15 protein-coding genes are annotated in these 14,413 nt (G+C 41.0%); 8 read left to right on the top strand and 7 right to left on the bottom strand.

Annotated features, from left to right (window positions below; genetic code table 11):
* Window positions 1–781: 781 nt before the first annotated feature.
* The 7 genes from BBH88_RS06630 to BBH88_RS06600 all read left to right on the top strand — a co-directional run bounded on the left by BBH88_RS06630 (window position 782) and on the right by BBH88_RS06600 (window position 7,089).
* Window positions 782–1,147 (top strand): helix-turn-helix domain-containing protein, encoded by a 366-nt coding sequence (locus BBH88_RS06630; protein WP_006830827.1) that lies wholly within the window; start codon window positions 782–784, stop codon window positions 1,145–1,147.
* A gap of 294 nt (window positions 1,148–1,441) precedes the next feature.
* Entirely contained in the window at window positions 1,442–1,792 is a 351-nt protein-coding gene (locus tag BBH88_RS06625) for a PadR family transcriptional regulator (protein ID WP_006830826.1), read from the top strand.
* Window positions 1,752–2,474 carry a permease prefix domain 1-containing protein gene (locus BBH88_RS06620; protein WP_169823199.1) on the top strand — a complete coding sequence of 241 codons (723 nt, stop codon included), beginning with the start codon at window positions 1,752–1,754 and terminating at the stop codon, window positions 2,472–2,474. The genes BBH88_RS06625 and BBH88_RS06620 overlap by 41 nt, the downstream gene beginning before the upstream one ends.
* Before the next feature lie 31 nt (window positions 2,475–2,505).
* The gene (locus tag BBH88_RS06615; protein WP_006830824.1) at window positions 2,506–3,294 is read left to right on the top strand and encodes a hypothetical protein; all 789 of its coding nucleotides are present in this window, start codon (window positions 2,506–2,508) and stop codon (window positions 3,292–3,294) included.
* Between the two features lie 103 nt (window positions 3,295–3,397).
* On the top strand, window positions 3,398–4,777 hold the full coding sequence (locus tag BBH88_RS06610; RefSeq protein ID WP_238323423.1) for a permease: 1,380 nt from the start codon (window positions 3,398–3,400) through the stop codon (window positions 4,775–4,777).
* Between the two features lie 15 nt (window positions 4,778–4,792).
* A complete protein-coding gene (locus BBH88_RS06605; RefSeq protein WP_065537087.1) occupies window positions 4,793–5,431 on the top strand; it encodes an ABC transporter ATP-binding protein in 639 nt (212 codons plus the stop codon).
* A gap of 341 nt (window positions 5,432–5,772) precedes the next feature.
* Window positions 5,773–7,089 carry an IS1380 family transposase gene (locus BBH88_RS06600; RefSeq protein WP_065536202.1) on the top strand — a complete coding sequence of 439 codons (1,317 nt, stop codon included), beginning with the start codon at window positions 5,773–5,775 and terminating at the stop codon, window positions 7,087–7,089.
* A gap of 141 nt (window positions 7,090–7,230) precedes the next feature.
* On the opposite strand, the gene BBH88_RS06595 is transcribed toward BBH88_RS06600, so the two are convergent.
* The 6 genes from BBH88_RS06595 to BBH88_RS06570 all read right to left on the bottom strand — a co-directional run bounded on the left by BBH88_RS06595 (window position 7,231) and on the right by BBH88_RS06570 (window position 12,209).
* Window positions 7,231–7,911, bottom strand: a complete 681-nt coding sequence (locus BBH88_RS06595) for a 5'-methylthioadenosine/S-adenosylhomocysteine nucleosidase family protein (protein WP_065537088.1) — start codon at window positions 7,909–7,911, stop codon at window positions 7,231–7,233.
* A 148-nt stretch (window positions 7,912–8,059) separates the two neighbouring features.
* Window positions 8,060–8,848: an alpha/beta hydrolase family protein gene (locus tag BBH88_RS06590; protein WP_065537089.1), complete on the bottom strand. Its 789-nt coding sequence runs from the start codon at window positions 8,846–8,848 to the stop codon at window positions 8,060–8,062.
* Between the two features lie 150 nt (window positions 8,849–8,998).
* On the bottom strand, window positions 8,999–9,496 hold the full coding sequence (locus BBH88_RS06585; protein ID WP_006831241.1) for an NUDIX hydrolase: 498 nt from the start codon (window positions 9,494–9,496) through the stop codon (window positions 8,999–9,001).
* 43 nt (window positions 9,497–9,539) lie between these two features.
* Window positions 9,540–10,004, bottom strand: a complete 465-nt coding sequence (locus BBH88_RS06580) for an NUDIX domain-containing protein (protein WP_006831240.1) — start codon at window positions 10,002–10,004, stop codon at window positions 9,540–9,542.
* A 322-nt stretch (window positions 10,005–10,326) separates the two neighbouring features.
* Entirely contained in the window at window positions 10,327–11,334 is a 1,008-nt protein-coding gene (locus tag BBH88_RS06575) for an LLM class flavin-dependent oxidoreductase (RefSeq protein ID WP_065537090.1), read from the bottom strand.
* 68 nt (window positions 11,335–11,402) lie between these two features.
* Complete coding sequence (locus BBH88_RS06570) at window positions 11,403–12,209, bottom strand: alpha/beta hydrolase (protein ID WP_065537091.1); 807 nt, start codon at window positions 12,207–12,209, stop codon at window positions 11,403–11,405.
* Between the two features lie 112 nt (window positions 12,210–12,321).
* On the opposite strand from BBH88_RS06570, the gene BBH88_RS06565 reads away from it, so the two are divergent.
* Window positions 12,322–12,837: a gamma carbonic anhydrase gene (locus tag BBH88_RS06565; protein ID WP_006831237.1), complete on the top strand. Its 516-nt coding sequence runs from the start codon at window positions 12,322–12,324 to the stop codon at window positions 12,835–12,837.
* A gap of 60 nt (window positions 12,838–12,897) precedes the next feature.
* Here BBH88_RS06565 and metK read toward each other — a convergent pair whose 3' ends face one another.
* Window positions 12,898–14,094 carry a methionine adenosyltransferase gene (gene metK, locus BBH88_RS06560; protein WP_006831236.1) on the bottom strand — a complete coding sequence of 399 codons (1,197 nt, stop codon included), beginning with the start codon at window positions 14,092–14,094 and terminating at the stop codon, window positions 12,898–12,900.
* Window positions 14,095–14,413 lie beyond the last annotated feature (319 nt).

The following is a 14,413-nucleotide window of genomic DNA, read 5'->3' as shown; positions in this document are numbered from 1 at the left end:
TTTTTATCTCTTATTCAACTAACAAAATTTTTAAGGAAAGATCAAGCTGCCTTTTATGGCAGCTTTTTTTTGAATAAGACAAACTCCAAGAAACAGCAAAAACCGTTCGTAAAAGTACACTTTTACGAACAAATAAGAACGTTGGTTTACTGAATAATTATTGCTTTTCTTTCCGAATCGATATCTTCCTTACGAAGGTAAATTATCGGTAGAAACTTGATTTTTTACTTTCTCCCTTCTCTCCATTATATTTTTAGCGTTCAAAATGCACATTCTCCATTGTATGGTTCTAAACACATTATCGAAAGTTATCACTTGAATACTACGATATAATCGTATAAAATAAAGATATAAAAGTCATGTAACTGGAGCGAGCCGAGTGGAAAACAAAAGTATAATGAAAATGTCGAATTAGTGTTTGTTTATACGTAAGTCTTCAATAAAATCTGGGAACACTATGGTTTATTAGAAAAAGATAAAAAGAGATTTGAAAAACAAGTCCGAGAATATGAAGAAAACAACACGGATCCAAGTAATCTACTAGGAGATATTATCGCAGATACCGGAGGCGCTATAAAACTTCGATTTGATAGCTCGAGTGACAATGTTGGGAAAAGTGGTGGGTATCGCATTATTTACTCCAAGTATGGTCGGTGTGTCTATGCTATGCTGCTAATTTATAAGAAATCAGATAAAGAAACGCTTACTAATAAAGAAAAAAGCATCATTAAGAATAGAGTAAAAGAATTGAAGAAAAATAAGTAAGAAGGTGGTGGGTCGGATGAAATCAAACAAATTGGATTTTGAAAACTTACTTGAAGAGAGTGTCAATCAGTTAAATCAGTTTGCCAAGGGTAATTCAGAACATGTCGAGGTTATTACTTATAAATTACGTGATTTACCCGAAATCGATCTCACTTCAGTAAAAGAATTAAGAAAAGCTCTAGGCGCTACGCAAAAAAACTTTGGCGATGTGCTCGGTGTATCTACACGTACAGTGGAGGCATGGGAGATTGGACGTTCTTCCCCTAATGGCTCTGCAGCTAGATTAATGCAACTCATGTTGGATAACCCTTCTATTAAGCAATCCTTTAAACAGGCGATTAAAAATGAAAAACTAGTGAAAAGAGAAAAATCATTCAGCTGAAAAAAGTTAGCTGTCTTCCTAACAAATTAGGTATGATTGCAGATTTCGGTACACATAATGAATTGAACCCCAGTGACGGATGAGTTTAACTATCCTTCACTGGGGTTTTTCTCTTTTTAATAGCAAATGAATCTAGATGAAGAGGATTTCCTTCTGAATTTAGTTTTTTCTCTCTTATACTTCTGATAATCTGTCATATGTAAACCTAATTATCATGATAGATTGCCGTTTTTTAAAATAATACCTTGCATTATTAGGTATAGTTATTTATATTAAATGAAAGAGGTGAATCTTGTGGAAATCAACAAAGAAGTGCTGAAGGGACATATCGATACCATCATTCTCTCTCTTCTCTTTACAAAAGACAGATACGGCTATGAGATTGCCAAGGTGGTTCGGGAAAAGAGTGAGAATCAGTTTGAGATGAAAGAAGGCACCCTCTATCTTTCTTTGAAACGGATGGAGAAAAATAACTGGATCTCGTCTTACTGGGGAGATGAACAAGGCGCTGGTGGGAGACGCAAGTATTACAAGTTGACTCCTTTAGGTCAAGAAGGCTATCGCCAAAAACAGGTAGAGTGGGAATTTGTAAAAGGGTTAATCGATGGATTTATCGGAGGTGGAAATGATGACTCGGAAGATTGATGAATATGTGGATCAGGTTTATCGCCACGCAAAAGGGAACGATCAAGAAATTCAGGAACTGAAACTGGAAATGAAAAATCATTTGCTGGAAACGGTTCAAGAGCTGCAAGTCGAAGGCAAGACAGAGGAGCAAGCGGTTCAAATTGCCAAAGAACGTTTTGGTGAAGTCACCGAGCTGCGCAACTTAGTCAATCAGTTGTTTGAACGTCAGAAGAATTTTGGTAAAAGGATTCTTTCCATCGGAATCGGACTGCTGCTGGTAACAGTTATTGCAGCTGTTTTCATTATCATAAACGGCAATAACCAGACATCGGAACAAGCCGACATCGCTTACAGCATCAGTGCGATCGCTGGAGATTCTGCAACACTGGCAGAAGTGGATGAACAGGAAATTAAAACGCTTCTCGACCAAGCCAACTATATCAAGAAGGCAAGGATTTACCCTGAAACATCATCTGCTGAACCATTTTACACATCAACCCGTGAAACCAGTTTCCCCACCAGTCTGTTTTCAACAGAATACAGCTACGGGACGGATGAAAATTTTGTAGTATTGGAAATCACAGATACAAGAATTATCGGTTTGTTGTTATTGGCAATTGGCCTGACTGGATTTATCATCTTATTTTCTATTTGGTTTACGATCAATCGTTACCATGCAAAAAGAAAAGTGGAGCGATAAATTAGCAGGGGCTTAAAGAAAGGAGAAAATCATGAAGCATCTAATCAAAACGGAATGGCAAAAAGCCATGACACTGCAGCGATTGCTTATCTGCCTAGCCGTTATCTTCATTTTACCGACCATTCAATTTTTTGCGGTGCGTACCGGTTATGAATTTTACCGACCCGTCGATGTGCACACGGAAGCCATTGGAAGCGTCATTGCGTTACTATTTCCTTTGTTTTTTATCATTCTTTATGCCAACAGTTACGCCATTGAACAAAAAGAGAACTTTATTACCTATACGAAGACACGCGTTCGTCTTTCTCAGTATGTAACTGCAAAAGGTATTGTGAATGCCGTTGTCGTTTTTGGTACTGCTTTTCTGATGATTTTTCTACCTTTTGTTTTTATCGTCTATATTGAACCAGCTATCGGACTCGTCAGCTATTTCACACGGAGACAAGGAGTCGTTTCGGTTGGCACGTTTGAGCCTTTTCTTCAATATGGCACCTTGGTATACGCTATCATCTATTCCTTGTGGGTAGCTGTAAATGCGGTCCTTTATGCAACGGCTGCCTATGTCTTGACGCTACTAATTAAAAACAGTTTCCTGGCGCTCTCGTTGCCTTTCCTTTGGTATTTTGTCATTGATTTTGCCATCGCAGTTTTGGGATATCCGCAGTTCTCAATGACCAGCACGGTCTTCCCTTTTAATATCATTCAGCAGCCGCTTTGGACAGTGTTTGTGCCATTCACGGTGAATGTTGTGTTGTTATCCGGATTAGTCTTCTATACAAAAATGAGATTCGAAAAAGCTGTTTATGATTATGCGGAATAAGTTGCAGACTCTGAGTTGGTTATGGATTGTACCGGTAATTTGCCTGTATGCCTGGAGCATTCGCCAGTCCCTGATCTCCGTCTCGGAAACGGAACAGCTTTCCATGAATTTTTGGGATCTTTTGATTCAAGGAAGCAATGATGTTTACTTAATCAATTACTTGATGTTTCCATTGTTCCTGTTCAGAATTGGTTATCAACTGACACAAACATTTGAATACACAAGGTTGATCCGTTTCGGCTCGTATTCCAAATGGATTGTTCGCCAAACACTGCATTTTTCAATATTCACTCTTTCCTTGTTATTGCTTTGGAATGCTGCGATTTTGGGATTGGCACTCGGTCTTCCCTTTTCTACGGAATGGAGTGAGTTTTCTCGCCTTGACCGAAACGGCAATGGAATTCTTTCTATCCTGAGTAGTTTCTTTTCATCTCCCTTATTGGCTTGGGCTGGTCAGTTCCTGTTATTTTTCTTGACCTTAAGCATTATCCATTTGCTTGCTGCTATTTTATACGCGACTTCCAACAGCAAATGGCTACTCAATTCATTTCTGACTTCCTTATTTATCTTGGCAATTTTATCATTCAAAGTGTTTCCGCCATCATTCAAATGGATTTCCTTGCCGAACTATTTAAGTCTTTTCCACGGCATTGGCAGTTTCGGTCATTTCGCTATTCCTGTAGCTGTTCTGAGTGCGATACTGGTGATATGCATATGCAGTTTAAAGCTCATTGGAAGGGATTATCCCTTTTTAAAAACACACCTCAAAGAAAAATGGCCGATTCTCGTATTCAGCGGTTTCATCTTATTCGCACTTATAATGAAAGCTGTTCAATTCCACGGAGAGCAATTGACGGCCAGTGATTATTGGATTGTCTCATTTTTCGGTACGACCCAGGAAGGTTTCGATATTCTATCCTTCAGTTTTTACCTGATTGTCTTTTTAGGTTTCATATATTTCGTCCAACTTTTTCTACATACACAGCTAAAGGAATTGAATTACACATCGATCATCCGGCATCGTTCAATGGTTAAATGGCTGGCAGGATGGCTGGCTAAGCTATTCGGATTTGCCTTGCTTTTTTTAGCGATATTGATGATTGGCGCATTGGTAATTGGACTTTCTTTTGATTATCCGTTAATGGAGATTTCGCAGTTGTTTCCGCATACTTCTTTCTTGCTGATTCTCTATCACTTTTGGGTGAACGGTTTTTTGCAGCTTGCATTCTACATCTTGCTGGTAGTTTTTGTATCGTTGCTGACAAAAGATGTAATGAAAAGTTTTACGGTTCTGCTTGGCATGAGCATTTTCATGTTTCCAGGTGCGAATTTCAATTACTTCTTCCCTTTCGGATTAAACAGCATGGGCTTATTGCAAGCTTCCACACCCCTCTTACAGCATTCAGCTGTTTTGCTGATTTATAACTTGCTACTGTGGGTTGCACTTGTTTATTTGCTCCGAAAAAAAGATTTCAATTTCTGAAAAGGATGTGGCAAAATGACCTTGATTGAAATGAAAGATGTAAGCAAGTCCTATAAAGGGCTAGTACTTTTTGAGAACACGGATCTTTCCATTGAAAAGGGAAAGATTTACGGATTAGTCGGCCCAAATGGATCTGGCAAGTCCGTTTTGTTCAAAATGATGTGTGGGTTTGTCTTCCCGGATCAAGGAACTGTTACAGTAAGAGGTGAAAAATTGGGAAAACAGAACAGATTTCCTGAGAACTTTGGCGTCATAATCGATCGCCCAGGTTATTTGGGCAATAAAACCGGTTTTGAGAACCTCAACTATTTGGCGATGATTCAAAATCGAATCACTGACAAACAAATCAAAGAAGCGATGATTGCTGTCGGCTTGCAGCCTGCAGCTCGGCAAAAGGTGAAGAATTACTCACTTGGCATGAAGCAGAAACTGGCGTTGGCCCAAGCCATTATGGAAGATCAGGAAGTTCTTCTTCTGGATGAGCCTTTCAACGCCTTGGATATCGATAGTGTAGAAAAAATACGCGACTTACTATTCTTGCTTAAAGAGCAAGGCAAAACAATCGTGTTGACGAGCCACAATCAGGAAGACATCGATATTTTATGCGACCATGTTTTTCGTGTCCGGAATTATGGGCTTGAACAATTGAAGTGAACAATAAAAAAAGACGGAACGAATGCTATTCTTCGTTTCGTCCTTTTTTGTATTCTATTCTTTCTCGTTTCACTTCCGATAACTCATGATATGTAAACCTATTTCGTTTCGAAACTCTTACTTTTAACTTGAAATTTATTTAAATAAATCTTTCTAAATACTCATCAAATATTTTGTTCATAACTTTGGCCTGAATTATTCACCGATTTATTGATAAAGGCCCCAAAACCCGAGTTCATCGGCTTTTGGGGCCTTTGCTTATGCATGAAAAAAATGAAAAAAGAATCCGTTTCTGCTAAGGTTAAATCACCACAAAATAACCAACAGAAAGGATTCTTCTTATGGCTACATTACCGCAAATATCCCTTGATTTCAATCGTCAGATCAAATTATCAAATGATGGAGGTTCACTTTCCTCAGATACCGGCGCGTTCCTGTTCAAGGAATTCGACGTAAAGCTTGGCTTTTCGCAAACCGTGGCGAAGCATCTTCATTTGAAAGATACTCGTTCTCATTGGATCCATTCGAACGAAAAATTATTCGGCCAGAAAATCTACCAGATAATAGCGGGTTATGCGGAAGATGATGCTGCGGACCACCTGACGGACGATCCGATTTTCACTCAAGTTCTCGGACAAGGAGCGTTAGCTTCCCAACCCAGTCTATCTCGTTTTTGGCCACGTTTTAATCCGGAAGCGATGATTCAATTACAACAAGCCAACCAGGAACTGCTCGATAAAGTGCATCGGCACCGGAAAGCTGAAGCGATCATCTTCGATCTGGACTCGACACATGCCGATACCTACGGCAACCAGTGCGATGCGGCGTACAATGCCCATTACGGGACGGTCGGTTTCCATCCGTTGGTCGCTTTTGACGGGATCACCGGTGATTTCTTGAAAGCCCAGCTGCGCCCCGGCAATGTCTACACATCCAACGGAGTCGTGGATTTCATCCGGCCGCTGATTGAACATTATAATGAACAGTTTCCTGAGACGACGCCGTTCATCCGCGGGGACAGTGGGTTTGCCGTTCCGGCTTTGTATGAACTATGTGAAAAGGAATCGGTCTATTACGTCATCCGGCTCAAATCCAATGCCATCCTGCAATGTCTTGCGGAGGAATACCATCCATCTTCGACACCATCTGACAGCACAAAGACCGAATATCATGTTTCAGAAACAACCTATCAGGCGAAAAAATGGGATAAGCCCCGGAAAGTCGTCATCCAGTCCGCACGGCCTGCGGGTGAATTGTTCTTTACCCATACATTTTTTGTGACGAATTTCACGGACGTGTTCTCCCCGGAAGCCATTGTCCGCACCTATCAAAAAAGAGGAACCATGGAAAATTACATCAAAGAAGCTAAAAATGGGTTTGGATTTGATCGAATGAACAGCCATTCCTACCAAGTGAACGAAGCGAAAATGATGCTAAGCCTGTTGGCTTATAATTTAGTGAATTGGCTGCGCACATTAACGTTTCCGGAAGGGCAAAAGAAGATGCAGATCCAGACCATCCGGACACGACTGGTAAAAGTGGCCAGTAAGCTGGTGAAGTCAGGACGGTCTCTTTACTTCAAATTGTCTTCCAGTTTTGTCTACCAAGACTTCTTTTGGAAAATCCTCGCCCGGATTCAACAGCTGAAAATCGAATAGCTTCTCATTACTCCTTTTTTGAAATTTGGATCTCTGCCAAGGGAGTCGTCTGCCCAAAAACGCTCTTTTTAAATGAGTCGATGCAGAATTTCACGTAGATGAAATGAAAAAGAGGAAATATGCCTTAAAAAATTTCGACAATCAGTGAATTTCAGCTAAATTCCCGGATGAGCGACCAAGCGTGAATAATTCAGGTTTGGGTGTGTTTTCTAAATAAATATTAATTTGTTCTATGTTTGATTCGAATTTATCAGAGTCACTTTCTTCTGTTGGAAAATCAGATATTCCTTTAATGATAATGCATTCAATATCATTCTTCTTACAGATATAAGCAATTGCACTCGCTTCTGTATCGGCTATTGTTATTTCGTTTTCTTTAAGTTCTAAATAGTCCTTCCACATAACTACAGCTTTATCAGCGGTGCCAATTGTTCCCGTATAAAAGTCATTGCCATATTTGGATAAATCAATATCAACTATGAAGGATTGTTTAATAAAAGGCTCAATTTCTTTTACTGTGCAATCATATTGAACGGCTTTCTCAGGTATAAAGATATCCAAATTACTGAACTGCTGATCTATTCCTGCACATGTGCCGGCAACGATTACTTTAGTTAAATTAAATTTAGCAATCATATACTGATTGCCACCAACACCATTTACTTTTCTTACCCCTGTACTATAAAAAACAAGTTCGACATCATCAATTGTTCTTATGAAATATTCGCCATAAGGATAACCGAAACGTTCATTATTTATTACGCTGAAATATTCCAATGTCGCTTCATATTCCCACTTCGTTGCTATACTTATTCCTACCATCGATTGATCACCCTACAAATATAATTTGTCACCGTTTTTGCCAATAATACTATGTTGAAACCCTAAAATTATAATCGAAGAAATATTTTAGAAAATAGCCTTTCGCAAAAGCATTCTTTTTTTAGACTAAAAAAGAAATATGTCTTAATCAGCCAAATAATTCATTCAACCAATGAATCCACCTATCTCTTGTAGTAGTTCTTAATTCTGTACCGTGTCCAATTCCTTCCGCAATATGCAGTCCGACTTTTTTCGAACCGAAACTTTTGAGGATATTATAAAAATTTTGTGTATGAAAATGTCGGATCGCGTGGTCCTCAGTGCCATGAATTAAAAGTAACGGTTTTTCTTTTAAGTTTTCCAAGTAATTCGCAGGAATGGCAATATGGTTTCCCTGTATATAATTTAGCCATTCTTTTTCATCCAGATTCCGGTACACATTTTCATGACATCTCTTTAAATAAGGGTAGAGTGTTGCCAAGTCATCCTCAGGTAAAGCCGGATCGGTATTCTGATACTCGGGTTCTATCAGCGGACATAAGGCGATTGCAGCATCGGCTAAATCAGTTGAACCCAACGCCGAAATGGCTATGCCGCCACCATAACTGACACCAACCAAGACAAGATGCTCTACATTCCAACTTACTTCTTTTTGGTTATTTAGATTAATTGTCTGGCCTTGGGAGAGTAATTCCAAACCTAATATTGCTCCATCAAGCGATGTCGAAGGTCCAAAATCTCCGTAACTTTGCCAATTTCCAGGATAGCGTGCCTGTAATACCGTGAAACCTAAGTCTGACAATGGTTTCCCCATATCTTCAGCCATGGGTTTATTTGGGAGTCCTGCTAGCCACACGAGGCCAATCCCATTATTTTTTTCTTTAGCAGGTATGTATAAATCTCCAAGAATATCTTTATGTTGAACGTATGCAATCATCTAAATCCCCCTATATGCTACTGTAAAAGCGCAGCCAGAGTCGTATCTTCTGAATGCTAATTTGTTTTTATATTATCGGTATTTAAAGGGATGGTTTAGGAACAATCCCCTTAACCTTCTTTAGTTCTTCAGTTTAGTATTAATCTCATATTATCTACCTACCATTAATTGAGCTTCTAAAAGAATTTCTTGATATAACCCATTCCATTCATGATAATAATTAGCAACTTCATTAATCGGAATGAATATTCTTTGTGCGGATTCATGTTCCGCCTTAAAGGGATGCAATGTCTCGATATTCATCCGATAAAATACCTGGTACCCGACCTTAGGGTATTTTCCATTTTCATCCCAAACCAAATTTTCTGAGTGATCGACCACAATATACCCTAGTAGTTGAGAACTCCCTGAAACATATCCCTCTTCCATCGCTTCTCTTTGAAAACATTCCTTCGGGGTTTCGTTCTCTTCGATATGCCCTCCAGGGAAATCCCATCCGCGATGATTCAAATCGACTAAGAGCAATTGATCTTCATAAAAACAAAAGCCATGCACACTAGTTATTAACCGATACTCGGGAAGGGAATTATTCGCTTCCCAAGTTAATTTAACTGTGGCTTCTCCCCACTTCACATACGATGTGGTCATGTATCGATTCCCCTTTTAATAAAGTATAAGTTTCAAATCTGACTTAATTTATATCGCCTAAATAAACAGTATTTCTTTTTTTGTCCTTATACTCTTGAATATATTTACGAATCCCTTTTGGGTAGATGCGAAAGTCCATCAAATCTTGTATCGGTACCCATTCAATTCCTACTTGATGGGAGTCAGGATTAGAAGGCACAGAAGAAATATTTTGTTCAGTGCTAATATGGCACACAAAATAATATTCAATTTGATGAACGTGGCTGTCAAAGTGCGCATGTTCATGATTTTTGCCTATATATTCTCGAATGTGAAGAAGGTCTTTCACTTTCACGTTTTCGCCGATTTCTTCTAAGCATTCTCTTTTTACGGTATCTGACAGAACTTCTCCATGATCTTGTCCCCCGCCAGGAAAAAGATAAAAGTGACCTTCTTGATCTATATTTTTTGTAAGTAGAATTTTGGAGTCCTTAATAATAATTGCTTTAGCAGAATTTCGAATCGACATTTGCTTACCCCTTTAGTATTAATTTTGACTGCATTTTTTTCTAACTTTCTTTTTCTATTCTTTTGAGAGTAAATAACAACAACTAATTTACATTCAATTCTGACTAACCTATATTAGATTAACATTAATTTCCATAAACATGAAGGTGGGCTAAATATTCTTTCTTCAAAATAAAAACCGTTCGTAAAAGTACACTTTTACGAACGCTCTAAAAACAGTGACAAAGCATCAAAAAGAACGTTCGTAAACGTGTCAAAACACTTTACGAACGTTCGCGAATTTGCGGATACATTTACGAACGCTTAATCAGACCAATTTCAGCCTATTCACGTTTCTGCATTTCCTCTGCGATCAACTGAAACGTTTTCAGTTTAGCATTAAAATAATAGGCAGAGGAAACCAACATCACTTCGTCTGCCTCGTACTCTGCGGCTAGTTCTTCTAGCCGGTCCACAACTTCTTCGGGTGTCCCGACAACCATTCGCCGCCGGTTTTCAGCGACCAGTAATTTTTCGAATCTGGAGTAGGGGTAGGCTATTGCCCTGTCAGGCGGGGGCGTACCTTTAGAGGGCATACCTTGGGCTCCCATGGAAAGTGATAAATCCATTGAGGAAGCCACCCACTCCGCCTGTTCCTGTGTTTCCTGGCAGACGACAAAAATGGCAAAGCCTATATGGGGCTTACTTTTTTTATAGGGCATAAAACGTTCACGGTACTCCTTGGCAAAATGCTGCCCGCCTTCGCCATTGATGAAATGTCCGAATAGATAAGGCAATCCTTTTTCTGCTGCGAGCAGTGCCGAGCTTTCACTCGAGCCCAGTATCCAAATAGGCGGGCTGTGCTCAGTGATTGGTGTTGCCTTCATGCCGTAGTATGGATGCTCTTCAGGGATCGAGTCGGTCAAATACATGCGAAGGTCGTCAATCTGGGCAGGGAATTGGCTGGTGTCGCGCTTTTTGCCTTCATTCAATGCATAAGAAGCACGCGGCATGCCTCCAGGTGCTCTGCCGACTCCTGCATCGATCCTGCCTGGGTATAAGGCTTCTAGCAATTTGAAGTTCTCTGCAATTTTAAAAGCTGCGTAATGCGGCAGCATAACACCACCCGAACCAAGACGGATGGTTTTTGTGACAGCACCAAGATGTGCAATTAGCACTTCCGGTGACGACCCAGCTAAAGTCGGTGCATCGTGGTGTTCAGACACCCAAAACCGTCTATAGCCCCACTCTTCAGCTTGTTGCGCGAGTAGTGCTGTCTGTTTTAAGGCTTCCTGCGGCGAGCTGCCTTCTGAAATTGGTGATTGATCCAGCACACTATAGATTATTGCCAAACTTCTTTCTCTCCTTTATCACACGTAACCTGTCATTGGGACAAAGCGTACGACATTGATTTTCTTTATCACTCTTCGATCAAATACCCGACAGAACGCAAAACGGTATGGATAAATGCCTGAGTCGCCAGAAAAGCTGCTTCTTTTTCCGGTTCCTGAAATATGTCGTGGTAACAGAATTTCCATTCTTTGTAGCTGAACTCGGTAAGCTGCTGCTTCAGCAGCCATTGGCGAGCCGCTTCTTTTTCGGTGATCACATCCCGCTCCGCTGTGTGTAGATAAGTCGGAATCTGAGGATACACCTGAACAGCAGCTGCAGTTTCTTTCATATATCCCTGTAACTCTTTATACCATCCCGCAGTAATAACAGAGTGATAAAGCTTGCTTTCGGTTTCCTGGCTATAAGAAAAGCGGTCGCGTGTTAGATGGCGCAGCTCGATGCCATGGTCTATTTTTCTGCGGCCCGTCAATTGCGCAACGCCTGGGAATGCATTCGGCGCTTTTGGCGGCAATTTCTTTAACTGCAGCCAAGGAGACGTAAAGATGGCGCCTGCTACATTGAATTTGCGGTTGCCGAGGACATTCATGGTGATCGTAGCACCGAGGCCGTGGGCAATAACAAACACCGGCAGATCATTTTCTGACGAAAGCTTCAGCATATCATTAACTGCCTGCTCATAGTCATCGAATGACTCCCGGTGAACCTTGTCTGCCCCTGCGTTTTTGCCATGACCCGGCAAATCACCCATATAGATATCAAAACCGGCCGAACGCCACTTTTCAATTTGCCATGCATAACGCAAATGTTGTTCATATGCACTATGTATCAACAAGACTACTGCCTTTGCTGGTCCGTCAGCTTGCCATTTCCACATAATCCAACTTCCTTTCCCTGCCAATCAATTCTTGATGTTGTATTTTAATTTGACGTTTTGACTTGATTTGTTACGATTAAGAATATCTTATCTTGTTTAAAGGAGCTTTGCCATGATTTATCCATTTAAAGAAAAATCCCCCCAAATCGATCCATCTGTTTTTATTGCAGATTATACCACCATCTCCGGTGACGTGATGATTGGCGCAGACTCTTCTGTGTGGTTTAACACCGTTATTCGTGGTGACGTTTCCCCAACGATTATTGGTGAAAAAGTTAATATTCAAGACCTGTGCATGCTTCACCAAAGCCCAGGGAAAATATTGCTCCTTGAAGACAACGTGACGATTGGCCATCAAGTGACTCTGCATAGCTGCACCATTCGGAAAGGCGCTTTGGTCGGCATGGGTTCTATTATTCTTGATGGTGCAGAAGTCGGAGAAGGTGCGTTTGTTGGGGCGGGCAGTTTAGTGCCCCCTGGCAAAGTGATTCCTCCTGGCATGCTTGCTCTCGGTCGTCCTGCAAAAGTCATTCGCGAACTCCGCGAAGACGACAAAGAAGACATGGAACGAATTGTTCGTGAGTACGCTGAAAAAGGGGCTTATTACAAATCGTTTCAAAAAGAGTAAAGCATTAAAAAAAGGACGACCGGGCATTACTGCCTAGTCGTCCTTTTTTTACATGCCAGCTTATACGCCAGCCTGTTCTTTTAAGATCGCTGCTTTGTCTGTACGTTCCCAAGGCAAATCAACATCTGTACGGCCAAAATGTCCGTAAGCTGCAGTCTGCTTGTAGATCGGGCGACGAAGATCTAGCATTTTGATGATTCCAGCAGGACGCAAATCAAAGTTCGCGCGTACCAAATCGTCTAATTTGTCTTCATCGACAAGACCAGTGCCAAACGTGTCAAAAGCGATCGATACAGGATGTGCTACACCGATTGCATACGCCAATTGCACTTCACATTTGTCTGCAAGACCAGCTGCTACGATGTTTTTCGCTACATAACGAGCAGCGTAGGCTGCTGAACGGTCAACTTTTGTCGCGTCTTTTCCTGAGAAAGCACCGCCGCCGTGACGTGCATAGCCACCGTATGTATCAACGATGATTTTGCGGCCAGTCAAGCCTGCATCTCCTTGAGGTCCGCCAATAACGAAACGACCAGTTGGGTTGATGAAGTACTTGGTTTCTTCATCGATCCATTTTGCTGGTACAACTTCTTTAATGACATATTCTTTAATATTGCGTTGAATTTGCTCCAAAGTTACTTCTGGATGATGTTGAGTAGAGATAACAATCGTGTCCACGCGAAGTGGTTTATTGTTTTCATCATACTCAACGGTCACTTGCGTTTTGCCATCTGGACGTAAATACGGAAGAATTTCTTCTTTGCGTACTTCAGCTAAGCGGCGCGCCAATTTATGCGCCAACGAAATCGGCAATGGCATCAATTCTTCTGTTTCATTGTTAGCGTACCCGAACATCAACCCTTGGTCGCCTGCTCCGATATCATCCAATTCTTTATCTGTCATTTGGCCTTCGCGTGATTCAAGTGCTACGTTGACACCTGCAGCAATATCCGGTGATTGCTCATCAATCGCTGTAAGAACAGCACTTGTTTCTGAGTCAAAACCATATTTAGCTCGCGTGTATCCGATTTCTCTTACGGTTTGTCGAACAACTTTTGGAATATCTACATAAGTGGAAGTGGTGATTTCTCCGGCTACCAGAACCAACCCTGTAGTTACTGTTGTTTCGCACGCGACACGCGCATTTGGATCCTCGGTTAAGATTGCATCTAAAATAGCATCTGATATTTGGTCACAGATTTTATCCGGATGTCCTTCTGTTACTGATTCTGATGTAAACAATCGACGGTTTTTCAAAAATGTTCCTCCTTATATCCTGCGAGATTGCTCTCGAAATTGATACGGTACTCGTTTCCCATGTCAAGTTTGTTCCAGAAAAATCCGGATTGAACTTCAAGCCGTTGTGGCCTTTTACACGAGGATTAAGGGCATTCCATAAGAAAAGCGCAAGCGCCCGTGTAGATTCGACGGGCATGAGACGATCTGGCGAAGCAACGTGTTTTTGTCGCACAGCCAGAGTGGCTTATGATCCCGAGAATCTGGGTGCTGGGGTCTAGACCAAAATATGCCGCTTCCCTAGCCTCGCTCAAACTCACAAATGTATGTTCTTATAGAC

Origin of the sequence: Planococcus antarcticus DSM 14505 (assembly GCF_001687565.2) — a bacterium.
In the GTDB taxonomy this organism is placed as follows: domain Bacteria; phylum Bacillota; class Bacilli; order Bacillales_A; family Planococcaceae; genus Planococcus; species Planococcus antarcticus.
Note: the sequence above shows the minus strand (reverse complement) of the source record. Positions and strands in the feature narration are given on the sequence as shown.